The organism is Xanthomonas vasicola pv. musacearum NCPPB 4379, assembly GCF_000277895.2.
GTDB lineage: Bacteria > Pseudomonadota > Gammaproteobacteria > Xanthomonadales > Xanthomonadaceae > Xanthomonas > Xanthomonas vasicola.
This window is the reverse complement of sequence record NZ_CP034655.1, coordinates 259,361-282,657: the sequence shown is the minus strand read 5'-3', so window position 1 is coordinate 282,657 and position 23,297 is coordinate 259,361. Positions and strand designations below refer to the sequence as shown.

At 64.2% G+C, this 23,297-nt stretch carries 22 protein-coding genes and 2 pseudogenes; 12 read left to right on the top strand and 12 right to left on the bottom strand.

Going from position 1 to position 23,297, the window contains the following annotated elements:
• Positions 1 to 167: 167 nt before the first annotated feature.
• Both KWO_RS01245 and dkgB read left to right on the top strand, forming a co-directional pair.
• Positions 168 to 1,109, top strand: a pseudogene (locus KWO_RS01245) (NADP-dependent oxidoreductase); the annotation flags it as partial.
• A gap of 73 nt (positions 1,110 to 1,182) precedes the next feature.
• A pseudogene (gene dkgB, locus KWO_RS01240) lies at positions 1,183 to 1,985 on the top strand (2,5-didehydrogluconate reductase DkgB).
• A gap of 744 nt (positions 1,986 to 2,729) precedes the next feature.
• On the opposite strand, the gene KWO_RS01230 reads toward dkgB, so the two are convergent.
• On the bottom strand, positions 2,730 to 3,146 hold the full coding sequence (locus tag KWO_RS01230) for a hypothetical protein (RefSeq protein ID WP_026113226.1): 417 nt from the start codon (positions 3,144 to 3,146) through the stop codon (positions 2,730 to 2,732).
• A gap of 161 nt (positions 3,147 to 3,307) precedes the next feature.
• Between KWO_RS01230 and KWO_RS01225 the strand changes: the two genes are divergently transcribed.
• Positions 3,308 to 4,177, top strand: coding sequence for a DUF2884 family protein (locus tag KWO_RS01225; RefSeq protein WP_010379899.1), 870 nt, complete (start codon positions 3,308 to 3,310; stop codon positions 4,175 to 4,177).
• 293 nt (positions 4,178 to 4,470) lie between these two features.
• Here KWO_RS01225 and KWO_RS01220 read toward each other — a convergent pair whose 3' ends face one another.
• From KWO_RS01220 to KWO_RS01200, 5 genes are all read right to left on the bottom strand, one after another.
• A complete protein-coding gene (locus tag KWO_RS01220) occupies positions 4,471 to 4,899 on the bottom strand; it encodes an organic hydroperoxide resistance protein (RefSeq protein WP_010370414.1) in 429 nt (142 codons plus the stop codon).
• 101 nt (positions 4,900 to 5,000) lie between these two features.
• Positions 5,001 to 5,462: a MarR family winged helix-turn-helix transcriptional regulator gene (locus KWO_RS01215; RefSeq protein ID WP_010370417.1), complete on the bottom strand. Its 462-nt coding sequence runs from the start codon at positions 5,460 to 5,462 to the stop codon at positions 5,001 to 5,003.
• 41 nt (positions 5,463 to 5,503) lie between these two features.
• Positions 5,504 to 6,049: a hypothetical protein gene (locus tag KWO_RS01210; protein WP_010379898.1), complete on the bottom strand. Its 546-nt coding sequence runs from the start codon at positions 6,047 to 6,049 to the stop codon at positions 5,504 to 5,506.
• A gap of 192 nt (positions 6,050 to 6,241) precedes the next feature.
• A complete protein-coding gene (gene zapE, locus KWO_RS01205) occupies positions 6,242 to 7,336 on the bottom strand; it encodes a cell division protein ZapE (RefSeq protein WP_010379897.1) in 1,095 nt (364 codons plus the stop codon).
• A 77-nt stretch (positions 7,337 to 7,413) separates the two neighbouring features.
• Positions 7,414 to 8,076, bottom strand: coding sequence for an alpha/beta hydrolase (locus KWO_RS01200; RefSeq protein ID WP_010379896.1), 663 nt, complete (start codon positions 8,074 to 8,076; stop codon positions 7,414 to 7,416).
• Positions 8,077 to 8,142: 66 nt separating this feature from the next.
• Here KWO_RS01200 and KWO_RS01195 point away from each other — a divergent pair, with 66 nt between their 5' ends.
• Together KWO_RS01195 and xopR are read left to right on the top strand one after the other, a co-directional pair.
• The gene (locus KWO_RS01195) at positions 8,143 to 9,018 is read left to right on the top strand and encodes an EamA family transporter (RefSeq protein ID WP_010379895.1); all 876 of its coding nucleotides are present in this window, start codon (positions 8,143 to 8,145) and stop codon (positions 9,016 to 9,018) included.
• A 99-nt stretch (positions 9,019 to 9,117) separates the two neighbouring features.
• Positions 9,118 to 10,338 carry a type III secretion system effector protein XopR gene (xopR, locus tag KWO_RS01190; protein WP_010379894.1) on the top strand — a complete coding sequence of 407 codons (1,221 nt, stop codon included), beginning with the start codon at positions 9,118 to 9,120 and terminating at the stop codon, positions 10,336 to 10,338.
• A 157-nt stretch (positions 10,339 to 10,495) separates the two neighbouring features.
• On the opposite strand, the gene KWO_RS01185 is transcribed toward xopR, so the two are convergent.
• The gene (locus tag KWO_RS01185; RefSeq protein WP_017112735.1) at positions 10,496 to 11,821 is read right to left on the bottom strand and encodes a GTP-binding protein; all 1,326 of its coding nucleotides are present in this window, start codon (positions 11,819 to 11,821) and stop codon (positions 10,496 to 10,498) included.
• A gap of 61 nt (positions 11,822 to 11,882) precedes the next feature.
• Between KWO_RS01185 and KWO_RS01180 the strand changes: the two genes are divergently transcribed.
• Positions 11,883 to 12,269, top strand: a complete 387-nt coding sequence (locus KWO_RS01180) for a MerC family mercury resistance protein (RefSeq protein WP_010379892.1) — start codon at positions 11,883 to 11,885, stop codon at positions 12,267 to 12,269.
• Between the two features lie 93 nt (positions 12,270 to 12,362).
• On the opposite strand, the gene KWO_RS01175 is transcribed toward KWO_RS01180, so the two are convergent.
• The gene (locus KWO_RS01175; protein WP_017112734.1) at positions 12,363 to 14,081 is read right to left on the bottom strand and encodes an ExeM/NucH family extracellular endonuclease; all 1,719 of its coding nucleotides are present in this window, start codon (positions 14,079 to 14,081) and stop codon (positions 12,363 to 12,365) included.
• 284 nt (positions 14,082 to 14,365) lie between these two features.
• Positions 14,366 to 14,884 (bottom strand): c-type cytochrome, encoded by a 519-nt coding sequence (locus tag KWO_RS01170; RefSeq protein ID WP_010379889.1) that lies wholly within the window; start codon positions 14,882 to 14,884, stop codon positions 14,366 to 14,368.
• Between the two features lie 278 nt (positions 14,885 to 15,162).
• On the opposite strand from KWO_RS01170, the gene KWO_RS01165 reads away from it, so the two are divergent.
• The 4 genes from KWO_RS01165 (at position 15,163) to KWO_RS01150 (ending at position 18,257) form a co-directional block, all read left to right on the top strand.
• Positions 15,163 to 15,807: a DUF4198 domain-containing protein gene (locus KWO_RS01165; RefSeq protein WP_010379888.1), complete on the top strand. Its 645-nt coding sequence runs from the start codon at positions 15,163 to 15,165 to the stop codon at positions 15,805 to 15,807.
• A gap of 193 nt (positions 15,808 to 16,000) precedes the next feature.
• A complete protein-coding gene (locus tag KWO_RS01160) occupies positions 16,001 to 16,312 on the top strand; it encodes a DUF3649 domain-containing protein (protein WP_017112733.1) in 312 nt (103 codons plus the stop codon).
• Positions 16,309 to 17,925, top strand: coding sequence for a PepSY-associated TM helix domain-containing protein (locus tag KWO_RS01155; RefSeq protein WP_017112732.1), 1,617 nt, complete (start codon positions 16,309 to 16,311; stop codon positions 17,923 to 17,925). Before KWO_RS01160 ends, KWO_RS01155 begins: the two co-directional genes overlap by 4 nt.
• Complete coding sequence (locus KWO_RS01150) at positions 17,922 to 18,257, top strand: DUF3325 domain-containing protein (protein WP_017112731.1); 336 nt, start codon at positions 17,922 to 17,924, stop codon at positions 18,255 to 18,257. The genes KWO_RS01155 and KWO_RS01150 overlap by 4 nt, the downstream gene beginning before the upstream one ends.
• Positions 18,258 to 18,574: 317 nt before the next feature.
• Here the strand turns inward: KWO_RS01150 and KWO_RS01145 are convergent, their stop codons facing one another.
• From KWO_RS01145 to KWO_RS01135, 3 genes are all read right to left on the bottom strand, one after another.
• Entirely contained in the window at positions 18,575 to 19,114 is a 540-nt protein-coding gene (locus tag KWO_RS01145) for an RES family NAD+ phosphorylase (protein ID WP_010379884.1), read from the bottom strand.
• Positions 19,111 to 19,485, bottom strand: coding sequence for a hypothetical protein (locus KWO_RS01140; RefSeq protein WP_010370465.1), 375 nt, complete (start codon positions 19,483 to 19,485; stop codon positions 19,111 to 19,113). Before KWO_RS01140 ends, KWO_RS01145 begins: the two co-directional genes overlap by 4 nt.
• 86 nt (positions 19,486 to 19,571) lie before the next feature.
• Entirely contained in the window at positions 19,572 to 20,192 is a 621-nt protein-coding gene (locus KWO_RS01135; RefSeq protein ID WP_010379883.1) for a TetR/AcrR family transcriptional regulator, read from the bottom strand.
• A gap of 128 nt (positions 20,193 to 20,320) precedes the next feature.
• Between KWO_RS01135 and KWO_RS01130 the strand changes: the two genes are divergently transcribed.
• Both KWO_RS01130 and KWO_RS01125 read left to right on the top strand, forming a co-directional pair.
• Positions 20,321 to 21,484: an isovaleryl-CoA dehydrogenase gene (locus KWO_RS01130; RefSeq protein ID WP_010379882.1), complete on the top strand. Its 1,164-nt coding sequence runs from the start codon at positions 20,321 to 20,323 to the stop codon at positions 21,482 to 21,484.
• A gap of 10 nt (positions 21,485 to 21,494) precedes the next feature.
• Positions 21,495 to 23,105, top strand: a complete 1,611-nt coding sequence (locus tag KWO_RS01125) for a carboxyl transferase domain-containing protein (RefSeq protein WP_010379881.1) — start codon at positions 21,495 to 21,497, stop codon at positions 23,103 to 23,105.
• Positions 23,106 to 23,297: the final 192 nt, after the last annotated feature.

Below are 23,297 nucleotides of genomic sequence, written 5' to 3'. Positions count from 1 at the left end.
ATAGCTCGGCATGTCGCGTTATCTGCCGGGCATGCGTCCTGGTACGCCTCTTACAACACTCCCTCGCGCAGTCGCTCTGGCGGCTGTGCGAACACGACCGCACTTGCGCGGCCTCTTTGCGAGGAATTCCCCATGACGTCCCTTACCAACCGCCGCGTGGTGCTGGCGTCGCGCCGACTGGCCACGATCAGATCCTGGTACGCAATCGCTTCCTGTCGCTAGACCCGTACATGCGTGGACGCATGGACGAGGGCCCCTCCTACGTCGCGCCAGTAGCCATCGACGCGGTCATGGAAGGCGGCACGGTTGGCGAAGTCATCGCGTCCAATCACGCCGACTATCACCCCGGTGACCTGCTGGTGCTCCCCGGCGGCTGGCAGACGCATACCCTGCTGACCCCGACAACGCCATTGCGCAAGCTGCCCAACGACGACAGCCTGCCGCTGAGCACCGCGCTGGGTGTGTATGGCATGCCCGGCTTTACCGCGTATGCCGGCCTGCATGAAATCGGCAAGCCGCAGCCCGGCGAAACGCTGGTGGTGGCCGCCGCCAGCGGCCCGGTTGGCGCCACGGTGGCACAGCTGGCCCGCTTGCAGGGCTTGCGCGTGGTGGCCATTGCCGGTGGCGAAAAAAAAGTGGCTTACCTGCGCGATACGCTGCGCGTAGATGTGGCGCTGGACCACCGCGCCGACGACTTTGCAGAGCAGCTGCGCGCTGCAACGCCGGACGGCATCGACATCTATTTCGAAAACGTCGGCGGCAAGGTGTTTGATGCGGTGTTGCCGCAACTCAACGACTTCGCACGCATCCCGGTCTGCGGCGTGGTCGCTACCTACAACAGCCGTGGACAAGTGCTGCCCGGTCCAGATCGCCTGCCAGGGTTCATGGGCCAGGTATTGCGCAAGCGCCTCACGGTGCGCGGCTTCATCCAGCACGATTTCATCCGCCTGATGCCCGCGTTCCTGCGCGAAATGGGCCAATGGCTGCGCGAAGACAAGATTCAGTACCGCGAGCACGTGCTGCACGGCCTGGACAGCGCCCCGCAGGGCCTGATCGACGTATTGCGCGGCAAGAACTTCGGAAAATCCGTCGTCGCCCTCGACGAATGAAATCCATGGTGCGGTTCGCAGCTTTCGCTCTTGCGATTCCTCATTCCCTATTCTCTATTCCCAAAGGAACACAATGACTGTCCCCGCATTCGGCCTCGGCACCTTTCGCCTCAAAGACCAGATTGTCATCGACTCGGTGCGCAACGCACTGGAACTGGGCTATCGCGCCGTCGACACCGCGCAGATTTATGACAACGAAGCGCAGGTTGGCGAAGCGATCACAGCTTCCGGCATTGCGCGCGATCAGCTGTATCTGACCACCAAGATCTGGGTCGACAAGTTCGGCGACGGCGCCTTGCTGCCGAGCCTGCAGGAAAGCCTGCGCAAGCTCGGCACCGAGTATGTGATCTCACTTTGATCCATTGGCCTTCGCCGAAGGACCAGGTGCCAATGCGCGAGTATCTGGAAGCGCTGGCGCAGGCCAAACAGCAGGGTCTGACCCGCGCGATCGGCGTGTCCAACTTCACCATCGCACTGACCAAGCAGGCGATCGAGATCCTGGGCGCCGACGCCATCGCCACCAACCAGATCGAAGTGCATCCGTACTTGCAGAATCGTGCCTTGACCGACTTCCTGCGCGAGCAAGGCATCCATGTCACTTCATACATGACGTTGGCAGTGGGCGAAGTGCTCAAGGATCCGGTGGTCCAGGCGATCGCCACGCGTCACGCTGCCACCCCGGCACAGGTCACGTTGGCTTGGGCGCTGCAGCAGGGCTACTCGGTGATCCCTTCCTCGACCAAGCGTGAAAATCTGGAAAGCAACCTCAAGGCGCAGACGCTGCGGCTGACCGAGCAGGACATGGGCGAGATCGCCGCACTCGACCGTGGGCACCGCCTGGCCAACCCGAAGGCAATCGCACCCGATTGGGATTGAGGTCTTGTTTTTGCCATGCGCCGGCATCGCTCGGTGCATGGCAGCTACCGCCGCGACGACCGCTCGTCGTCGCGCGCTGGTTGCCTACGCCAGCCGCTGCTACGGTGCACGCACAGGGGAGTAGTCTCGATTGCGGAGTCCTACCCATGCACAGCGCATCCGTCTTAACCCGCCGCGGCGTCAATCTCGACGCGGAGATTGCCTAATGGCGCGACGTCCATGCCGAAGGGCATCTGGGTGGTTACGCGTTCGCCGACTACGCCCGGCTGCTCTCCCTTGGCTACGACATCTACCTGGCCTACCCGCGCGCAACCGAAGCACAGCTCTACCGCGTGCTGCAGGACAGCTACTACCACTATCTGCCAATGCTGACGGTGCCCTGGGATCAGGCGCGCTGGATCGTGCGGCATGCGTGGCGGCATCTGGAAGATGCGGCTGTTCGGCATTAAAGCGTCTCACGAAGAGTTTCGCGACGCACTAGCGTTGCCATCGCTTAGAAAATGCCTTACCGGGCAGCGTTCACTGGTTCGATTGCGCTGAAAGCGCCTGCGGCGATGATGCCTGCCACTTGGCGTCAACAAAGCAGCCATACCATGGCAAAGCGTATCAAGTAGCGACGCAGGATTGCTGCCTATATCGCGCTCACAGCTTAGGTTGCCCGCCCAGTTAGATGAGAACGCCTCGGCCAGGTAACCGCGCCAGAAAGAGCAATCGGCATTGCGAACTGCGGGCAACAAATACCTGCTAGTTCAACTGCCCGATCACCATTGCCTGGCGATCGATGCGGTGCTTTTCGGCCAACCCCTGCATGCCTTGCAAGGTCGAGGCGATCAGGCTGGCATAACGCAGCCGCCACAGCGTGGCGCGGTCGTTGTCGTCATGCGTACTGCCCAGGCCGTCGAGAACCTGCGGCAGGCGCCGGTCTGCAAGCGCCGAGGCGGCTAGATAGGGCTTTGCCGGTGCGATGACGTCCACCGGCTCGCGCCAGTCGTTTGCCACCTGCCGGGCGATGCCGGCCAGGTGCGAGAGCTGATGCATGCCGATCAGCGTCTCATGCAGCATCTCGCGGCACGCCCATTGCCACAACGCCACCTTTTCCGATGGGTCCTGGGCAATCTCGGTAAGCGCCAGGTCTACCTTTTCGATGCGTGGGTCGAGCATTTCGAAGCTCCGATGCTGCTGTGCAACATAATTCACACCATACGCCGTGAGAATCAAGTGAGCTAGTCGTTTGAAAGCCGTCAGTGTGCCGATGCTAGACCCGGTTCACGCTTCGCAACATCCCTCCTAGCAAGCACCTGCGGCACCGTGACTTTCTTCCCATGGCGGCTGTCACCGCGCTGCGCGATGCTGCAGGCCCGGATTGCAAGGCCACTCGCATGCGCGGCACCCTCTTTTTTCTCGCGCCGCTGTTGCTGCTGGCAGCCTGCGCTGCGCATGCTAAGACCGCAACTCCGCAGTTGTCCTCGCAGCAATGCGATGTCAGTACCTCCTACGACGTGCTGGCAGACAGCGGCGGCATCTGGCTGCGCCGCAAGCAGGGCGTGCCGCGCGAAATCTTCTTCCACGCTGGCGAGCTCAACGTGGACCGCCAGCCGCAGCCGGTCAACGCCGCCGATGCACAACGCCTCCGTGAGCTCGAACAGAGCACCCGTGCGCTGTTGCCGGCAGTGACCTCCATCGCCCAGTCGGTGGTCGATATCACGTTCGATGCACTGACCGGGGTGGTGCACCTGCTGTCCGGCAGGACACGCCAGCAGCGCAAGGTGGAGCAGCTACGCACAGCCGCACGTGCGCAGGTCGATGGCAGCCTCGGGCGTGGGCGTTGGGAGCAGGAGGCGTTCGACGAACGCTTCGAGGCCAACGTCGAACAGGCAGCCGAAGAGCTGGCTGGCAGCCTCACCCGCAGCGTGCTGTGGACAGTCATGACCGGGCGCGCCGCGCAGCTGGAGCGCCGCGGTGAGGAGTTGGATGCGCGGATGCAGCAGCAGATGCAGGGCCGCAGCGAGGCGCTGGAAACCCAGGCCCGCACCCTGTGTGTGCAAGCGCAGGCGCTCTACGCGGTGCAGCAGGCGCTGGAGTACCGCTTCCACGGTGAACGCCTGCAGATGCTGGAACTCAACCTGCATCCGCAGACGCCATCAGAGGATGCGCCGGGGTCCAGTAGCGTCGTGGCGACAGTGACGCGCTAAACCTAAACAGCACGTATCGCTGGGCGCACGCGTCGGATCGATGTTCTCACCCGGTTGTGCTGGAAGGACGCTTCGGCAACCGCCACGGCTGGTGCACCATGTAACACAGCGCATGCGCTGCGGGCAGAGCATGGAGTAGCAGGTCGATGCCGATTTACCTGCTGCCATGTCTTCGCTGCAGTGCGCACGCGGGAATCGGGAATCTTCTCAAGCCACAACGTACAACGGCCCGACGTATGCGCCGGGCCGTTGTTGATAGCGTGACGCGCATGCGCATCACGGCCTGACCTGCATTACGCCAAGGTCAGGGTGACGTCGATATTGCCGCGAGTCGCATTGGAGTACGGGCAGACCTGATGAGCCTTGTCGACCAGCGTCTGCAGTTCGGCCTTGTCCATGCCCGGCACGGAGATGCGCAGTTCCACGACGATGCCGAAGCCGCCCGGAATCTGGCCGATACCAACGCTGCTGTCGATGCTCACTTCGCCCGGCAGCTTGATCTTGTCCTGTGCGGCCACGGCCTTCATTGCGCCGATGAAGCAGGCAGCGTAGCCGGCTGCGAACAGCTGTTCCGGGTTGGTGCCATCGCCTCCGGCGCCGCCCAGTTCGCGCGGGGTGGACAGCTTGGCGTCCAGCGCCTTGTCCGAGGACACGGCGCGGCCTTCGCGGCCGCCGGTAGCAGTGGCGTGGGCGGTGTAGAGGACTTTTTCAGGTGAGGCCATGGTGGTTCTCCAGGGTGAGCGCTATGAGCGCATGAGGGGTGACTAGTTGACGACCGAATTGTGTACGACGTGTTGCAAAGCATGGGGGTGCACCGGGCAGCTCACCCGGCGCCAAGGCTGGAGCGTAACTTCTCCAATTGCTGTTTGAGTTGACGCAGTTCGTCCAACGAACAGGCCGACGCACAAAACACTTGTTCCGGCACCGCGCCTGCCCTGTGGCGCAATGCGCGGCCGGTTTCGGTCAGCGCGATGATCACCTGCCGCTCGTCGTTGGCCGCACGGGTGCGAGTCACCAAGCCGGCCGCCTGCAAGCGCTTGAGCAGCGGCGTCAGCGTGGCCGAATCCAGATACAGGCGCTCGCCAATCTCCGACACGCTGCGTTCGTCGGTCTCCCACAACACCAGCATCACCAGGTACTGCGGGTAGGTCAGATCCAGCGCCTTCAACAACCCGCGGTAGAGCTTGTGCATCGCCAGGTTGGCCGAATACAGCGCAAAGCACAGCTGGTTGTCGAGCTGCAGCAGCGCATCGGTGCGGGCGTTGGTGGCCGTGGCGGTGTCCATGAATGCAATTTACATAGCGCACGATTTAATAGCAAGCGATTTTAACGAACAGAGCCAACTTGCCTTGGGTGGCGCACGCCTGCAGCCGCGCTGCGCAACGCCTCAGGTGAACTGCAGCAGGAAATGCCCGCCGCATCGCCTTTGCCCAGTTTCTTCGCGCGCTGGTCTGCAAACAGGTAACCGGCGTCGCCACCGAAAATGCCGTCAATGTCAGGATCTTTGCGACGCAGCCCCGATTCAACGAACTGGGCAAGAAAGTAATAGCGTTGGCTCGCATGGATGGGGTCCTGCAACCAGCACGGTCGGCCGAGTTGTTTACTCATCCCGGCGCCGTTGTCGCCATCTTCCAGCTCTTCTTGTCTATCGTCGTCATCGAATGGCTGCAGACCAATGAAGTGACGCCCGAGCAACAACGCACTGTCGCCGACGCACACCTCCTGCTTGGCGCGTCGATGCAACAGCACCTTGCTATGCCCCAGCGCACTCTTGTCGAAGTCGCTTTGCTGATTGACTGCCAGCCTGCGCAGCGATGCATGGTTGTCGCCATCGTCGGACCGCTCAATCGATGCAAAGACCGTCAGCGCCATGTCGTCGGGCAGATAAAGGTCGGCAAAAACAACGCGGTGAGCATGACGATGGGAGCATTGGCTGACCAGTCGACGGGTCCGTCGGCCATCACGCTGCGTCGTCCAGCCACGCACCGCCGCCAACTGGCCCAGGCACCGTCCGAATCGCTGACAACGATCTTGTGGAATCCGGGGTCAGGCCGCGTCTGCATGTCAGGCCCGATGCGCAGCGGCCAGATAGTCGGCGCTCTGCATTTCGATCAAACGTGACGCAGTGCGCTCGAAGGCGCCGGCCAGGCGCTGGCCGCTGTATAAGGCCGGCGGCGCATCTTGCGCGGTGCAGACCAGATTGACGTGGCGGTCGTACAGCTCGTCGATCAGGTTGACGAAACGGCGCGCGGCATCTTCATTCATGCGGTTGAAGTGCGGAATGCCGCCCAGCAACACGGTGGTGAATTCGCGTGCGATCTCGATGTAGTCGCTGGGTCCGCGCGGGCCTTCGCACAGCGCAGCAAAATCGAACCAGGCGATGCTCTTGCCACGTGACCGCACCGGAATCTTGCGCGCTTCGATTTCGATAGTGCCCGCGCGCGCCTCGGCGTTGCCACTCAACTCACCCCAGCGCTGCGCAAGCCAGTCATCAGCCTGCGCATCCAGTGGCGCGCGGTACACCGGCGAGCGCGTCAGCGCGCGCATGCGGTAATCCTCGGTGCCTTCTGCGTAGAGTTCCACGCAGAACTTCTGCAGCAACCCGATCGCCGGCATGAAGCTGTCGCGCTGCAATCCGTTGGCGTAGAGGTTTTCCGGCGCAGTGTTGGACGTGGTCACCAGGGTTACGCCTTCGGCGAACAGGCGTTCGAGCAGGCGCGCCAGCAGCATCGCATCGCCGATGTCGGTGACGAAGAATTCGTCCAGCACCAGCACGCGCAGATTCTCGCGCCACTGCTGGGCGATTCTGGCCAGCGGATCGCTTTGCCCGGCGTGCTCGCGCAACTGTTCGTGCACGCCGCGCATGAAGCGGTGGAAATGCGTGCGGTATTTCTGCTTGATTGGCAGGCCGTCGTAGAACAGATCGACCAGAAAGGTCTTGCCGCGCCCTACCCCACCCCAAAAATACAGGCCACGCACCGGTTCGGGTTTTTTCCAGAACGCGGACAGCCGATCCAGCCAGCCATCCTGCGCGCTGTCCACCAACGCTTCATGGATACGGTCCAGCTCCGCCAGGGCCGCCTGCTGCGCGGGGTCGGCGCGCCAATCGCCGCGTTGTACGCCGGCGGCGTAGCGCTGCGAGGGGGTCATCTCACTCATTGCATTCTCCGCGAGCCGGCTGCCGCCTGGCCCGCTCAACGGCGCATCGCGGGGCGATACGCGTAGGCCGTGCGCGGTCAGACTGCGGCCGGCAACCAGCGCCGGACACCATGCTGGATCGCACCGCGCAGGTCGATCAATTTGCGGTGGAAGAAATGGCTGGTGTCGGGCATGCGCACCAGCTCGGGTTGCTGCTCCAGGGTTTCCAGCCAGTCGTAGACCGCTTGGGGGTCGACGATCTCGTCGGCATCGCCCTGGATCACCAACCACTGTGCAGGCGGCTGGATATCGCTGAAATCCCAGCGCCCGGCCGGCGGCGCGATCGAGATCAGCACCTGCGGTGCGAGCGCTCCGGCAGCACGCAACGACACATACGCGCCGAAGCTGAAGCCGCCCAACCACAATGTGTCGCCTGGGCGCTGCGTGCGCACCCAATCGGCGACTGCGCGCAGATCGTCCTGCTCGCCATCGCCATGATCGAATGCGCCCGCCGAATTACCGACGCTGCGGAAATTGAAGCGCACCACGGTGATGCCCAGCTCGCGCAGCGCGCGCGCGGCCATGGTGACGACCTTGTTGTGCATGCTGCCGCCCTCGGTGGAGAGCGGATGGCAGAAGATGGCGGTGACCGCGTGGGCGGCAACATCCGGCTCGGGCAGATCGACGGCGACATCCAGCGGGCCGACCGGCCCCTGAAGCGTCAACGCAGCCGATTCGGTGGGGAATGAGGGATTGGACATGCCTGCATAATAGCCGCCCCGCCGGCCGCGTTCATCGCCCTGCCTGCACACTTCGTTGCGTTGCCTATGCATTTCCTGCTGTTTGCCGTTATCTGCAGTGTCCTGGTGTCGGTGCTGTTGAAGCTTGCGCCACGCCGCCAGATCGATGTGTTTCAGGCCATTACCTGGAACTACGCCACCGCCGCACTGCTGGCGTGGCTGACGCTGCATCCTGCGTTGGACACGCTACGTGCCACGACCACGCCCTGGTTGGCATTGCTGCTGTTGGCCGTCGCATTGCCCTCCATCTTCCTGGTGATGGCGCGGTCGGTCGCGGTCGCCGGCATCGTGCGTACCGATATTGCGCAGCGCTTGTCGTTGGTGCTCTCGCTCGCCGCCGCCTTCACCGTCTTCGGCGAACCGGTCAACGGCTGGAAGCTGACGGGGCTCGCACTGGGCCTGTTGGCAATCGTATGTATCGTGCGACGCCCGCGTCATCAAGACGCTGCTGATCCGGCACCGAGGACAATCGGCCTGCCCTGGCTGGTTGGCGTCTGGATCGGCTTTGCGCTCATTGACTTGCTGCTCAAGCACATTGCGCAGGCCGGGACACCATCGCTGACATCGTTGACGTTGTGTTTCGCGCTGGCCTTCTTGCTGATGCTTGGCGTGCAGAGCATGCGCGCGACACGTGGCGCACGGTTGAACATCCGCAGCCTCCTTGCCGGCGTGCTGTTGGGTGCGCTCAATTTCGGCAACATCCTCTGTTACGTGCGCGCACACCAGCTGCTGCCGCATAGCCCGGCGATCGTGTTTGCCAGCATGAATCTGGGCGTGGTCGTATTGGGTGCCCTGGTCGGCAAGCTGGGATTTGCCGAACCCCTGGGCCTACGCGGCTGGTTGGGGCTGGCGCTGGCGGCCCCGGCGATTGCTGCGATCGCATGGGGGATGCGTCTGGCTTGACTCTCGCGCGTTCGGCCTGCGCGACGTCGGTTCGCCCCCCGCCTTCGGCACCGCAAGGGGATCGCTACGATGGACCCACAGTTCCGACAGGAGTGTGTGATGCGCCTGAACCTGTTTCCGCGCAGCTATCATCAGGTAGCTGCAGAACCGCTAAGCCCCGCATCCATCGATAAGCCGGCGGCCGCGTCGGGGGCGTGTTCGAAGCATCCGCTCGCTCAAGCGCCGAAGACCGATGCAGCGAGTGGTGCGTCCAAGTCGCGGCAGAGCATGCTCTCATCGGCGCGAAAGTCACTGGCGACACTGCGCAAGCAGCTGCCTTCGATGTGTCTGGGTTCACCGACCACCAAGGCGAACCAGAATCCCCTCCCGCGCACCTCGGCCGCTCCCCACACCGCAAGGCGCGATCCGGCGCCGCAGCTGCGAGTCCCGCCCACGCGCGTCGATGCGCAATGGCAAGCGGCCGCGCCCGCACCGTCCGATCGGGTTTCGCCGCGGCGTGATCCGACCCAAGCGCAGGCGCCGCGGCAATCGGCACCCACCTGTGCTACGGACCGCGTGTCGGTACGCGAAAGCAGCGCCGGCCAAGCACGGCAACGGCCGGCACCCAGCCCGGTCAACGTCGATCGGATGAGACAGCCGCAACCCTCCTCCAAGCAGTCGCGCGCCATGCCGGTGGCGTCCAGCGTGTCGCCGCTTCCTCCCCCGACGACGCAACACACACCGCTGCCGGCGCTGCGCAACCTGAATAAAAAGTTGGCGCTGCTCGACAAGCAGAAATACCAGATCGACCAGCGGCGATTCGCTGAGGGTAACGCGCCCACTGCGGAGGAACAACAGTTGCTCGCCGAGCGTGCGGAGCTGATCGCCAAGCGCAATGAGGTTCGCGACATTCAGCTCAGGACGATGCTGGAAGGGCTTGCCCCCATGGAGACGATCAATGCACCGCGCACAACGACCAGTTCGATGGGCAGCGTCCAGCGGGACGTGGTGCAAGGCAATCGACGCACCTTGCTCGCCGTGCAGAACCAGAACCTCGACATGGACTTGATAGCGGGCCATTACGCACGGGCGCAGCGGCGCCTGCAGTCTCTGAAGGACAGCGGGACGCCTTACAAAGAGACCGCGCGTCTGGAACGCATGATGCGGGGTTACGAGAACTTGCTGGCGTTGCAGGATATCGTCAAGCGCACCGACGATCAGTTGGAACGGATGGGCGGACCGCGGCTGATGGACAGCAGGCCCACCACAGCCGCAGAACGTCGGTTGGCGTATGAGCAAGAACTGGACGACCAACGCGCGGCGGATGACTACATCCGCTAGTTACGGGCAACACAGCGTGCGCTGTGTGTCCGTGGCGGAAGCGGAATCGCTTACGCGCCGACGGCCAGCGCGCGCTGGATGTCAGGTTGCGGTTCCGCTCCGAGGCGATTGCGCCCGCATACAAACCTGGCAGGCGATCAGCAAGCGCAATACGCCTTCAGCGCTCCCAATGCGGGAACGGGTCGTCCAGCAGCTGCCATTGCGCCGGCCCCTGGCGCAGTTCCTGGTCGCTGAGCAGGCAGGCATCCAGCGCAGCGCGCGTGCGTGGTGCGTCCATCTCCACGCCAATCACCGCAAGCTCCTGGCGACGGTCGCCCCAGAGCGGATGCCACAGCCGCTGCATCGCGGCGTATTCGCTGGCGTCGCCTACCTCGTGGGGTTGCGGCAGCGGCGCGGTCCAGCAGTGCGTCTGCTGCCGCTGCCAGCCGATGTCGGTGTAGGGCAGCGGTGTGATGCTGGTTTGCGGTGGTTGGCCGATCGATTGCGCATCCACGCGGTGGCGCGCAGCGAACCAGAATCCCGCTGCATTGGTCTGGGTGGCGCCGCCCACGCTGGACAGTTCACCCACCCAATCCATGCGACTGGCCAGCCAGAAGAACCCCTTGCTGCGAATCACCTGAGGCAGGCCGCTATGCACCATGCGCGCGAAGCGCTGCGGGTGAAACGGCCGACGTGCGCGGTACACGAAGCTGCTGATGCCGTATTCCTCGGTTTCCGGCGTGTGCTGGCCGCGCAGTTCCTGCATCCAGCCCGGTGCCAGCTGCGCACGGGTGAAATCGAAACGCCCGGTGTCGAGCAGCTGCTGCAGCGGCACCTCGCCATGCGCAGCATCCACAATCGCCGCCTCGCGGTTGAGCGCACGCAGCACTGCGCGCAGGCGTTGCAACTGCTGCGCATCGATGCGGTCGCATTTGCTGATCACCAGCACATCGGCGAATTCCACCTGTTCGCCCAGCAACTGCACCAGCCCGCGCGTATCGTCCGGGCCGGCTTGCTGGCCGAGTTCGGCCAGTGTGGCGGCCGAACCGAAGTCCTGCAGAAAACAGCTGCCGTCCACCACCGTCACCATGGTGTCGAGCCGGGCGATGTCCGACAGGCTGAAACCATCGGCATCGCGCACCGCGAAGGTGGCGGCCACCGGCATCGGCTCGGCGATACCGGTCGATTCGATCAGCAGATAGTCGTAGCGATTCTGCTCGGCCAGCCGGCGCACTTCCTGCAGCAGATCGTCGCGCAGCGTGCAGCAGATGCAGCCGTTACTGAATTCCACCAGCGTCTCTTCGGTGCGCCGCAACGCCGCGCCGCCCTCGCGCACCAGCTGCGCGTCGATGTTGACCTCGCTCATGTCGTTGACGATCACCGCCACGCGCAGGCCGTCGCGGTTATGCAGGATGCGGTTGAGCAAGGTGGTCTTGCCCGCGCCCAGAAAGCCGGACAACACAGTGACGGGAAGGCGTGAATCGCGCTTGGGGGACAGGGACATCCTGGGAGCCTGGCTAAAGTGGAGTGTTACTATATAACATTTACTCGACGGGACATCTCACATGCGCGCCAACGCCTCCTTGCTGGATAGCTCGGCCATCGCCTTGTCCGGGTTATGCCTGTTGCATTGCCTTGCCCTTCCGCTGCTGGCGGCCACGCTGCCGCTGCTGGGCGCCTGGAGCCGGGCCGAATGGGTGCATGTGGTGTTCGCGATGGCAGCAGTGCCGCTAAGCGGCTACGCGCTGTGGAGCACGCACCGCCGGCACGCGCTGCCTGCGCCGGTCTGGGTGCTGGCGCTTTGCGGGCTAAGCGGTTTGGTGCTCGGTGCGAGCGGTCTGGCGGGCGAGGCGCTGGAAACACCGATCACGGTCACCGGCAGCCTGTTGCTGGCCAGCACGCATCTGCTCAATCTGCGCCTGCGTCGCCGACACGGAGGGTGCGCGCGCTAACGGCAGGGTCAATGACCGCTGCAGCGACGTGTGCCGGAGCCGCTGGCACGGGAGGTTGTGACCAGCGCACGCAGGTCGATGATCGAATGGGTACTACAGCGAAAACCCCAGCAACACCGGATCGTGATCGGAGCTGCGCCACGGCCCGGGCAGGTTGCGCTTGGCATAGCCGGCGGCGTCCATGACATCGGCATTGATATGCCATTCGACCGCGCCACGCAGTTGCTTGGCCATTGCCGGGCTGAGCAGCGCGTGATCCAGCCGCCCGCTCATGCCGTCGTAAACGAAGCTGTAGGGCTGCTTCACCCCGGCCACCGCAAACGCGTCCTGCCAGCCACTGGCGCGCAGACTGCGCATCGGCGTTTCCAACGCATAGGCATTGAAGTCGCCCAGCAGCACGGCGAGCTTGGTCTGCGCGCCGGTGGGGTCGGTCTGCAGCCACTGGTGCAAGCGCTTGGCCGATTCGGTACGGGTGGCGTTCCAGCAGGCCTGGCCGTCCTGCTGATCGGCATCGGCTCCGCTGGCGTTACCGCAGCCCTTGGACTTGAAGTGATTGGCGACCACCACGAAAGTGGCCCCGCTGGCGCTGCGGAACGCCTGCGCCAGCGGCACACGGCTGTGATTGTCGAACGGCCCGCCGGTCAGCGTGGCAGGCTTGCCGACCGGGGTGGCCTGCGAACTGCGGTACACGATGCCGACCCGGATCGCATCCTCGCCCGGGCCGCTGCCGGTATCGATGAACTGCCAATCCTTGTCCTTGCCGGCAGCGTTGAGCGCGGCCACCAATTGCGCAACCGCCGCATCGGCGCCATTGCCGTCGTTTTCCAGTTCCATCAGTGCGGCCACATCGGCGCCCAGCGGCACGATGGTGGCGACCAGCTTGGCTAGCTGCGCCTGGAACTGTTCGTGCGTGCGTGCGCCGCGCTTGGTCGGGAAGCCACCGCCGCGGCCATTGCCGTTGAAGAAATTCTCCAGGTTGAACGAGGCGATGCGCAGATCGCCACCCACCTGCGGTGCAACGACGGTCGGCATCGCCGGCAAGCTCAGCGGGCTCAGCACCTGGATTCGGTAGTTGCCGTCGTAGCGTTGATCGACGATGCCATCCACCGATTTGAGCAGGCTGCCGCTGCGTAGCACCGGCTCGGCCGGCAGATACGACACCGCCTTGGGGCTGCGGCCGTTGCGCGCATCATCCAGCAGCACGCGACGGCGTGCGTTATCGGCCTCCACTTGCGCGAATGCCGGGGTGCCGGCTGCGGCCACTTCGCTCGGCTGCCACAGGCGCCCGCCGAAGGCGGCGACCAATTCGCCGTAGGTGTCCAGGCGGTCGCTGCCATTGAGCGTGAGCGCGGCAATGCGCACGTGTTCGCCTTCCAGCGCTTCCCAATTGGCCGGCGGGCCGCTGAGCATGCGTACCGGCACCGGCTGGCCACTGGCGAGCCGCTCGATGCTGCTGGCGTCCACCGTGGTCAGGCTTGCCTCACCCCCTGCCGAGACCTCACGCACGGTGCCAACGATGCGCACGCGGTCACCCACCGCCAGCTCGGCATTGCCGGCACCGGTGACGAACAGACCATGCGAGCGCCGCGGCTCGAACCCGGGTTGCTGCACGAATAGGCCGGCCAAACCCACACGCGTGTCGGCGGTGATGATGCCTTCCACCTCCACCACGCGGCCGTCGTACGGACTGCGGCTGTCCTCCCCCTGCACGTCGGCAATCGAGAGCCGTTGCGCGGCACCATCGGCAGCGCTGCAGAGCAACGGAGCCAACAGACCAACCAAACCGAGCACAACCAGCGGGCGACGCAACATCGAACAACTCCAGTGAGGTGGATCAAACGCAAACGCCGCCCGGAAGGCGGCGCGTGATAACCGAAAGCGCGGAGGCAGGCTAACAAACCACGGTGAATTGCGGTTAGGCGCACCTGCTACAAAAACCGGATGCGGCTACTGCATCGCGTTGGTGCCGCGCTATTCGTGCTCGCGCCACGATCAGCACGCGCCGCATTCGATGACAACGGACAAGGCAGGCGATGGGCCGCGTCAGTCGGAACAACGCAGCCTCAGCTGCAGCCGACGGCTCGCCAGGCAGGGCCTTACTTCAGATTCTCCAGCATCCAATCGACGGTGGCACGCACCTGCTCTTCGGTCAGCCCCGGGTTGCCGCCCTTGGGGGGCATGATGCCGCCATCCGGGCCGGTGTAGCCCTCGATGGCGTGCTTGTACAAGGTGTCCTTGCCCTGTGCGATACGCGCGTCCCAATGCAAATGGTCCAGCGTCGGCGCCTTGCCCACACCGGTGGTGTGGCAGGCGGTGCACAGGTTGTGGAAGACGGTCTTGCCATCGGTCGTGCCGCCGTAAGCGGACTGCGAAGCGGCCTTGGCCAACGCTGCGGCCTGGGCAGCGGCCTGGGCAGACGCGCCAGTGGCGCCCGCATAGACCGCACCGGCAGGCGCGATGCGTTGCAGCACGCGTTTGGCGGCAGTGGGCGAGACTTCGTCGGGAATAGCGCGTTGCAAATAAGCTGCCAGGGCGATCAAGCCCAGGGTGATCACCACTAGTAAACCGATCACCATCGAGAATTTTTTCAGGAACTCGAGGTCGTAATTCCGCACGCGCTCACCCCTGGCTGTTGGTCGAAGACCTCTGCTAGCGCCGGAGTATAGAGCACAGTTCAGGCCAGTCTGACCAGCCTGCATGACAGTTTTCGCAGCGATGTGCGCTGCGCCCCCGGTGCGCTGATGCTTCGGTCCGCACCCGTGATTGCGCCTATTGGAGAATTGCCGCAGCGCCGCATGCGGCCCATGGTCTCCGTTGTGGGAATTGCGTATCATTCCCAACAACCACGGTGGCGGTACTCGCCTTGCCGGTCCGCCCTTGAGGAGTCGCCGCGATGAAATCCTTCCTGCTGTCCTGCCTGGCCTTGGCCAGCATCAGCCTGTCTGCCCAGGCCCACGAAATCTGGATCGAGCGCGACGGGAGCGGCCCGGTGCGCATCTTCTTCGGCGAGCCGGCGCAGGAAGCGCTGGACCACGGCGAGGACGAGATCAAGCGGGTGGTCAAGCCAAACGTGTTCGGCACTGCCGGCAAGGCCGGTCCACTGCAGCGTGGCACCGAGTTCCTAACCGCGCCGTTGGCCGGCAGCGGCGATGCGTGGTTGAGCGACGACAAGGTGTTCGAACCATGGAAGGGCGAAGCCGGCGGCTTCGAGACGGTGAGCTACTACGCCCGTGCCGGTCGCGCCACGCCGGCAGCAAAGCTCGATTTCGAACTGGTCCCCACCGCTGCGAATAGCAACACGCTAACCGTGCTTTATCGCAACAAGCCGCTGCCCAAGGTGGAAGTGACGGTGATCGACCCGCAGAAGTGGCAGAAGACGCTGACCTCCGATGCCAAGGGTCAGGTGACCCTGCCCGAGCTGCGCGCCGGCCGCCACATCCTGGTCGCGACCAACAAGGAACCGGTGAAGCGCGAGATCGCCGGAAAGCAGGTGTCGATGGTGCATCACATCAGCACGCTGACGTTCCTGGCCGAGTAAGCGTGGTCGACACTGCTCCCGCGCAATCGTCGACCGGGCATGGCCGTTGCCCAATCGCGGCAGGAGCGCCATGTCAGTTGCGCTTCCGCCGCCATACCTGCGGGCCGATTGCGTTTACGAACGATGCCGGCTTGGCTACTGCGCGCTGCAGCATGTCGCCTGCTCCAACTCGCCCGCGCGCGCAGGTAGCCTGATGTCCAGCGCATCGTCCCTGCCGCTGCCCTGGTTCAAGCACCCTTGGCTAGGTGTGCTTGCGCGCACGCTGGCAGCGATCTTCGGCGGTTATGCGCTTGCGAGCGCCGTCAATCTGTTATTGGCGCTGGTATTGCCAATGCCGCGCAGTGAAGCGGTGTTGACCAGCATGCTGGTCGGCATCGTGGTGTGCGCATGTGCGCCGCTATGGGCGTTTGCCACGGCCAGCGTGTGGCGTGCGTGGGCCGGTATTGCGGTGCCGGCGGCGCTGATGTTTGCGCTGGCCGCATGGCTGCAGCGGAGCGCAACATGAAACACGGGTTTCGCCAATCGATGGCGTGGCTGCACACCTGGACCGGGCTACTGGTCGGCTGGATCTTGCTGCTGATCTTCATGGGCGGCACTGCCAGTTATTACCGCGACGAAATCAGCCGCTGGATGCGCCCGGAACTGCCCACCACCACGGTGAGCACCACCACGGCGCTGCGCAGCGCCGAGCAGTATCTGCAAATACACGCGGCCGATGCAGTGAGTTGGAATATTACCTTGCCGGATACGCGCACTCCGGTGGTAAGCATGTACTGGCAGAATCCCGCGCCTGCCGACGGCAAACCGGCCGAGCGCCGGCAGATGTACGGCAACGCCATCATCGACCCGGCCACCGGCAAGGACATCGCCGCACGCGACACACTGGGCGGCGAATTTTTCTACCGGCTGCATTTCGATCTGCATTATGTGCCGGTGGTATGGGCGCGCTACATCGTGGGTTTCTGCGCGATGTTCATGCTGGTGGCGATCATCAGCGGGGTGATCACGCACAAGAAGATCTTCAAGGACTTCTTTACCTTCCGCCCAGACAAGGGGCTGCGGTCTTGGCTGGATTTCCACAACGTCAGCGCGGTCACCGCGTTGCCGTACCACGCGATGATTACTTACACCGGCATCGTGACCTTGATGTTTATGTACCTGCCGTGGGGCATCAAGGCGCGCTATGCTGGCGATGAAATGCGCTTCTACGACGAGGCGGCCAATCGGGTGGCCGATACGCGTAAAGCAGCCGGCGTACCGGCGCACATGCTGCCGCTGGAGCAGTTCGGGGTACGTGCGCGCAGCGATTGGCGTTGTGGCGATGTGGGCAGCGTGGCGGTGTCGTTTCCCAATGATGCGCATGCTGCCGTGGGTGTAACGCAGCTGGCCGAACATCTCTCCACCGATGCGCCGTCGATCCTGTTCGACGCCGTAAATGGCAAGCGCTTGCAACGCAGCGGGCCGCCGGGCGGTGCCAGCCAGACGCGCGGTGTGATGGTGGGCCTGCATCTGGCCCACTTCGCCGGTGCATGGCTGCGCGCATTGTTCTTTGGCTCTGGCTTGCTGGGCTGCCTGATGGTGGCCAGCGGTGTGGTGATGTGGGCAGTGAAAGAACGCCCCAAACATTTGAAAGCCGGACGCATCGGCTTCGGCCTGCGCCTGGTGGATGCACTCAATATCGGCACGGTGGCCGGCTTGCCGATCGCGTTCGCCAGTTTCTTCTGGGCCAACCGCGTGTTGCCGGTGCACGTGGAAGCGCGTGCAGCGATGGAGGCCAATCTGTTTTTCGCTGTGTGGGCGGCGGCACTGCTGGCGGCGTTCGTGTGGCCGCGGCGTGCGATGTGGAGCTGGCAGTTGTATCTGGGCGCGGCGTTGTTCGCACTGGTACCGGTGCTCAATGCGGTCACCACCGATGTGCATCTAGGCGTGACGCTGCCGGCCGGGCAATGGGCGCTGGCGGGCGTCGATCTAGTTTGCCTGTTTCTTGGTCTCTGTCTGGGCATTGCCGGCTTTCGCCTGCAACGTTGGAAAGCACCGCAGCCCGCGTCGGCGCGGCGCGCGCGTGCTGCTGCCGCAACGCCTGTGCAGCACACTGCGCCGATCAAGGAAAGCGCATGAGTATGCTGCTATTGCTGGCGCTGAATTTGTCCGGCTTTGCTGCGCTGTGCCTGGCGATGGACAAGCATCAGCAAGAGTTGCGTGGCCGCCTGTTGGGCGCTGCACGGTCACGGCAACTGCGCGTGCTGGGGTGGGTGTTGTTGTTGCTCACCTTTGGCCTGGCAGTGCATGCGCAGGGCTGGGGCATCGGCCCGGTGCTGTGGCTGGGCACGTTGACTGCGGCTGCAGCGGTGTTGTCGCTGTGGCTGTTGCCGTATCGGCGTGGCGCGATTGTGCCGGCTGCGGTGGCCGCGCCGGTGCTGGCGGGTGTGGTGCAGGTGCTGGTGGGTTGAGTGGTGGTGGCGAGTTGGCGATGTAATGGGTGCGTTGGCATGCTTATCCGGCGGCGGCGACCAGGATCAAGAACATAAGCGACTGGCTCACGGGAACACCGAGCTAGCCCGAGATGCGATGAACATGATCATCAATCTACGCATGCGCCGTGTCCCCTCAGTCGTGCTTCTGGATGGCGACCCGCGCCTCGTGCCTTACTACCATTGAGATCCTTTTCGCTGCGCAGTGAGTTTTCGCCGCAAGCACGTCGTGACGTTCGCGATACCGACGTCGCGTCACGCGCTGCAGCTGGTGCGTCACACGGCCACCGACGTGATCAGCGGATGCCGGCGTAGCCAGCCGGCGGATCGCCCCAACTACGGCCATCGCGCGGCAGACGGCCATCGTCGAGTACCTGCAGCACGCGCTCAGGCTGCAGCATGTCCAGAAATAGCACCACGTTGACGCCTTCGGGCTGCGCCATGCTCGGGAAGATCACGCCGGGAATGTCCGCTTCGCGCAGCAGGTCGCCGAGTACCCAACTCACTGGTTCGATCTTGTTGACCAGCGCCTTGCGCCAGTCGTCTGCCCAGTCGGCCCATAACGCATCCCAGCTGGCGTCGAGCAGACGCAGATCGGCCAGCGCCGGCAGATCGGCCGCATAACTGACCAGCGTTAATGGAGATAGAAACGGGGCGGCCTGCGCATATTCGGCCGCGGCGGTTTCCAGTTGCAGCGATAGATACAACGCCGGTTGGCCGAAGCGATTGAAGCGGCCGCCCGAGCGCGCCGCACCGGCACCGCTCAGCGGTTCGGCGGCCCAGCGCGGAGTGAAGGCGCGATAGAGCGTGCAGTGCGCCGGGGCGCTCAGCTTCAACCGGCGGCACCCGCGGCGACCGTGCGCAGATAGGTCAGCGCATCGTCGGTGCGCCCCTGCTTGACCACTTCCAGCAAGGTGGCGAATTCGAATGCGGGGATGGGCGTGTTCTTGAGATGGAACACCACCTGACGCTCGTCTGGTTGCACCTGCGTCATGGCGACCAGCAGGCGCGACAGATTGCGCAGCAGGTCTTGCACCCGCGGGCTTTCCGGGTGCACACGCAAGCTGTTGCGGTGCACGCCCGCCAGCTCGGCCAATTCCTGTTGCGACAGATCCAGCAGGCCGGCCATGGCCGACGGCGACAGAATGGTCCGGTCCGGCACGCGCAGGCGTTCGGTCAGGGCCAGGGGATTGAGGACGGCGACCATCGTGCGACTCCGGCAATATGAGTGCACAGTATATGCACAGTTAGGCGCAGCTGAGTGGCACAGCGCCGCGCGCGGATAGTGCATTGTCAGCTGGTCGCTTGCGCCGCACCTACCGCACGCAGGCAGAAGCCGCAGATCGCTTCGACCAAATGCTCGCCTTCCTGCGGATCGCCACGGCTGGGGGCGATCGGCCCGACCAAGGCTTCGGTAAACGCGCCGACGATGCAGGCCGCGGCGGCATCCAGCGACTGCTGCGGGAACTCCCCAGCCGCGACGCCCTCCGCAAGCAGTTGGCGAAACACCTCGCCGAACAGCCGCCGGCCACGGATGCGCTCGGCGTCCACCTCGCTCTCCACCGGCTCGGCGATAAAGGCGTACGCCAGCGCCGGCCCCGCTAAGGCACGCCGTACAAAGGTGGCGATGGCGCTGCGCAAGCGCTCGGCTGCACTCGTCGGAGTGGCAGTGATCGCACGCAGGATGGTCATCTCACGCTGCACGGCCTCGTTGAGAACTTCCACGAAAAGCTCGGCTTTTGACGGGAAATGCCGATAAATCTGCCCGGTTGAAACACCTGCCGCGGCTGCCACCGCAGTTATCGGCGCATTGCGGTAGCCGCCTTCGGCGATCAGGACGCGAGCCGCGTGCAGGATGCGTTCGCGGTTGCCGGCGAGGCGTTCTTCCATCAGGGCGGAGCGTCGATAAGCCATGGTGTGATTCTGGGTTCAATAGTTGAATTTTAGTTCACTTTTTTGTTGCGGACCGCTAGTCTGGTTATATCCGCCGCGCGGCCCGCCCGCTCCCACCCGGCACATTCCGATCCCTATGGAGTTGTCGCATGCATGTGCCGTCCTTGAATTTCGAGCTTGGCGAAGAGATCGATCTGCTGCGCGAAAGCGTGGCCGCCTTTGCCGGCCACCATATCGCCCCGCTGGCCGCGGCAGCCGATCACGATAACGTGTTCCCCGCACAGCTATGGCGTCTGTTTGGCGAGCAAGGCCTACTCGGCCTGACGGTCGAAGAAGAATACGGCGGCAGCGGCATGGGCTACCTGGCGCATGTGGTGGCGATGGAAGAAATTTCGCGCGCCGGCGGTGCGATCGGGCTGTCGTACGGCGCGCATTCCAACCTGTGCCTCAATCAGCTGCGCAAGAACGCCAGCCCCGAACAGAAGCAGCGCTACCTGCCCAAGCTATGCAGCGGCGAGCACGTCGGCGCGCTGGCGATGAGCGAGGCCGGCTCCGGCTCGGACGTGGTGTCGATGAAGCTGCGCGCCGATGCGCGCGGCGACCGCTACGTGCTCAACGGCAGCAAGATGTGGATCACCAACGGCCCGGATGCCGACGTACTGGTGGTGTACGCCAAGACCGACCCCGACGCGGGCGCGCGCGGCATCACTGCCTTCATCGTCGAAAAGGGCATGCCGGGCTTTTCCACCGCGCAGAAGCTGGACAAGCTGGGCATGCGCGGCTCCAACACCTGCGAGCTGGTTTTTACCGATTGCGAAGTGCCTGCAGAGAACGTGCTGGGCACGCTCAACGGCGGCGTGCGCGTGCTGATGTCCGGGCTGGATTTCGAACGTGTGGTGCTGGCGGGCGGCCCGCTCGGGCTGATGGCCGCGGCAATGGATGTGGTGCTGCCGTACGTGCACGAGCGTAAGCAGTTCGGTGAGCCGATCGGTAGCTTCCAGTTGATGCAGGCCAAGCTGGCCGACATGTACGTGGGGCTCAATGCCTGCCGCGCGTATGTGTATGCGGTGGCGCGTGCCTGCGATGCCGGGCGCACCACCCGCCAGGACGCTGCCGGCGCCATCCTATATGCCGCCGAAAAAGCGACCTGGCTCACCGGCCAGGCGATCCAGGTGCTGGGCGGCAACGGCTACATCAATGATTACCCCACCGGCCGCTTGTGGCGCGATGCCAAGTTGTACGAGATTGGCGCGGGCACCTCGGAAATCCGCCGCATGCTGATCGGCCGCGAGTTGTTCGAACGCACCGCCTGACGGAGTCACCATGAGTGTGATCGATAGCCAGCTGCAGGTCAGCAGCGAAAGTTTTCAACACAACGCCACCGCGATGCGTGCGGTGATCGACGACCTGCGCCACACACTTGCGCAGACGGCACGTGGTGGTAGCGAGGCGGCACGCGCCAAGCACACCGCGCGCGGCAAGTTGCTGGTGCGCGAGCGCATCGACGCCTTGCTGGACGCGGGCAGCGCGCTACTGGAAATCGCACCGTTGGCCGCGCATGGCATGTACGACGATCAGGTACCGTGCGCGGGTGTAGTGGCCGGCATTGGCCGCGTGTCCGGCGTGGAATGTGTGATCGTTGCCAACGATGCCACCGTCAAGGGCGGCACCTATTACCCGATGACGGTGAAGAAGCATTTGCGGGCGCAGGAAATTGCGCAGCAAAACCGGCTGCCGTGCATCTATCTGGTCGATTCCGGTGGCGCGTTCCTGCCGTTGCAGGACGAGGTGTTTCCGGACCGCGACCACTTCGGGCGCATCTTCTATAACCAGGCCAACCTGTCGGCCAATGGCATCCCGCAAATCGCCTGTGTGATGGGGTCGTGCACCGCTGGCGGTGCGTATGTGCCGGCGATGAGCGATGAAACGGTGATCGTGCGCGAGCAGGGCACCATTTTTCTCGGCGGTCCGCCGCTGGTCAAAGCCGCCACCGGTGAAGAGGTCAGCGCCGAAGAACTGGGCGGTGCCGATGTGCATACGCGCATTTCCGGCGTGGCCGATCACGTTGCAGACAACGATCTGCAGGCGCTGGCGCGCGTGCGCGCCATCATCGCCCAGCTCAACTGGCGCAAGCCTGCCGCATCGTTGGCGCTGCAAGAACCGCGGCCGCCGCGCTATGCCGCCGACGAACTGTATGGCGTCATTCCAGCCGATACCCGCAAGCCCTTCGATGTGCGCGAAGTGATCGCGCGCACCGTCGATGACTCGCGCTTGGACGAGTTCAAGCCGCGCTACGGCAGCACGTTGGTCACCGGGTTTGCGCATCTGCACGGCTACCCAGTCGGCATCATTGCCAACAATGGCATTCTGTTTTCCGAGTCCGCGCTCAAGGGCGCGCACTTCATCGAGCTCTGCACGCAGCGCGGTATTCCGCTGGTCTTCCTGCAGAACATCACCGGTTTCATGGTCGGGCGCAAATACGAACATGGCGGCATCGCCAAGGACGGCGCCAAGCTGGTGATGGCGGTGGCCTGCGCCAAGGTGCCCAAGTTCACCGTGGTGATCGGCGGCTCGTTTGGTGCGGGCAATTACGGCATGTGCGGCCGCGCCTATTCGCCGAATTTCCTGTGGATGTGGCCGAATGCGCGCATCGGCGTAATGGGTGGCGAACAGGCGGCCAGCGTGTTGGCCACGGTGCGTCGCGATGGCATCGAAGCCAAGGGCGGTGCGTGGTCGGGCGAAGACGAAGATGCGTTCGAGGCGCCGATCCGCGCCCAGTTCGAGCAGCAAGGCCATCCGTATTACGCCAGCGCACGGCTATGGGACGACGGCATCATCGATCCAGCCGATACGCGCCGCGTGCTGGGCCTGGGCTTGTCGGCGGCGTTGAATGCGCCGATCGAGGCGACGCGGTTCGGCGTGTTTCGCATGTGAGTTGGTTCATGCGTTGCAGCTTCAGTACTGCGCGCTACGGTGACAGGTCCTGGTATGCGGGCTGCTAGTGAGGTTCTGTCGTATACGCACCGGCAATCGTGGACGTCTGCGCAGCTGGCGTGCAAGCAACACAGCGCCGCGTGGCAAAAAACCCTGCTTGCGCTCGATGGACGTGTGAAACAGACAAGCCGT

What these genes read in the sequence shown, in the direction of transcription:
- KWO_RS01230 (WP_026113226.1), bottom strand. Translation starts at nt 3,146, where the DNA reads ATGCTCGACCCACGCATCGAAAAGGTAGACCTGGCGCTTACCGAGATT.
- KWO_RS01225 (WP_010379899.1), top strand. Translation starts at nt 3,308, where the DNA reads ATGGCGGCTGTCACCGCGCTGCGCGATGCTGCAGGCCCGGATTGCAAG.
- KWO_RS01220 (WP_010370414.1), bottom strand. Translation starts at nt 4,899, where the DNA reads ATGGCCTCACCTGAAAAAGTCCTCTACACCGCCCACGCCACTGCTACC.
- KWO_RS01215 (WP_010370417.1), bottom strand. Translation starts at nt 5,462, where the DNA reads ATGGACACCGCCACGGCCACCAACGCCCGCACCGATGCGCTGCTGCAG.
- KWO_RS01210 (WP_010379898.1), bottom strand. Translation starts at nt 6,049, where the DNA reads ATGGCGCTGACGGTCTTTGCATCGATTGAGCGGTCCGACGATGGCGAC.
- zapE (WP_010379897.1), bottom strand. Translation starts at nt 7,336, where the DNA reads ATGAGTGAGATGACCCCCTCGCAGCGCTACGCCGCCGGCGTACAACGC.
- KWO_RS01200 (WP_010379896.1), bottom strand. Translation starts at nt 8,076, where the DNA reads ATGTCCAATCCCTCATTCCCCACCGAATCGGCTGCGTTGACGCTTCAG.
- KWO_RS01195 (WP_010379895.1), top strand. Translation starts at nt 8,143, where the DNA reads ATGCATTTCCTGCTGTTTGCCGTTATCTGCAGTGTCCTGGTGTCGGTG.
- xopR (WP_010379894.1), top strand. Translation starts at nt 9,118, where the DNA reads ATGCGCCTGAACCTGTTTCCGCGCAGCTATCATCAGGTAGCTGCAGAA.
- KWO_RS01185 (WP_017112735.1), bottom strand. Translation starts at nt 11,821, where the DNA reads ATGTCCCTGTCCCCCAAGCGCGATTCACGCCTTCCCGTCACTGTGTTG.
- KWO_RS01180 (WP_010379892.1), top strand. Translation starts at nt 11,883, where the DNA reads ATGCGCGCCAACGCCTCCTTGCTGGATAGCTCGGCCATCGCCTTGTCC.
- KWO_RS01175 (WP_017112734.1), bottom strand. Translation starts at nt 14,081, where the DNA reads ATGTTGCGTCGCCCGCTGGTTGTGCTCGGTTTGGTTGGTCTGTTGGCT.
- KWO_RS01165 (WP_010379888.1), top strand. Translation starts at nt 15,163, where the DNA reads ATGAAATCCTTCCTGCTGTCCTGCCTGGCCTTGGCCAGCATCAGCCTG.
- KWO_RS01160 (WP_017112733.1), top strand. Translation starts at nt 16,001, where the DNA reads ATGTCCAGCGCATCGTCCCTGCCGCTGCCCTGGTTCAAGCACCCTTGG.
- KWO_RS01155 (WP_017112732.1), top strand. Translation starts at nt 16,309, where the DNA reads ATGAAACACGGGTTTCGCCAATCGATGGCGTGGCTGCACACCTGGACC.
- KWO_RS01150 (WP_017112731.1), top strand. Translation starts at nt 17,922, where the DNA reads ATGAGTATGCTGCTATTGCTGGCGCTGAATTTGTCCGGCTTTGCTGCG.
- KWO_RS01140 (WP_010370465.1), bottom strand. Translation starts at nt 19,485, where the DNA reads ATGGTCGCCGTCCTCAATCCCCTGGCCCTGACCGAACGCCTGCGCGTG.
- KWO_RS01135 (WP_010379883.1), bottom strand. Translation starts at nt 20,192, where the DNA reads ATGGCTTATCGACGCTCCGCCCTGATGGAAGAACGCCTCGCCGGCAAC.
- KWO_RS01130 (WP_010379882.1), top strand. Translation starts at nt 20,321, where the DNA reads ATGCATGTGCCGTCCTTGAATTTCGAGCTTGGCGAAGAGATCGATCTG.
- KWO_RS01125 (WP_010379881.1), top strand. Translation starts at nt 21,495, where the DNA reads ATGAGTGTGATCGATAGCCAGCTGCAGGTCAGCAGCGAAAGTTTTCAA.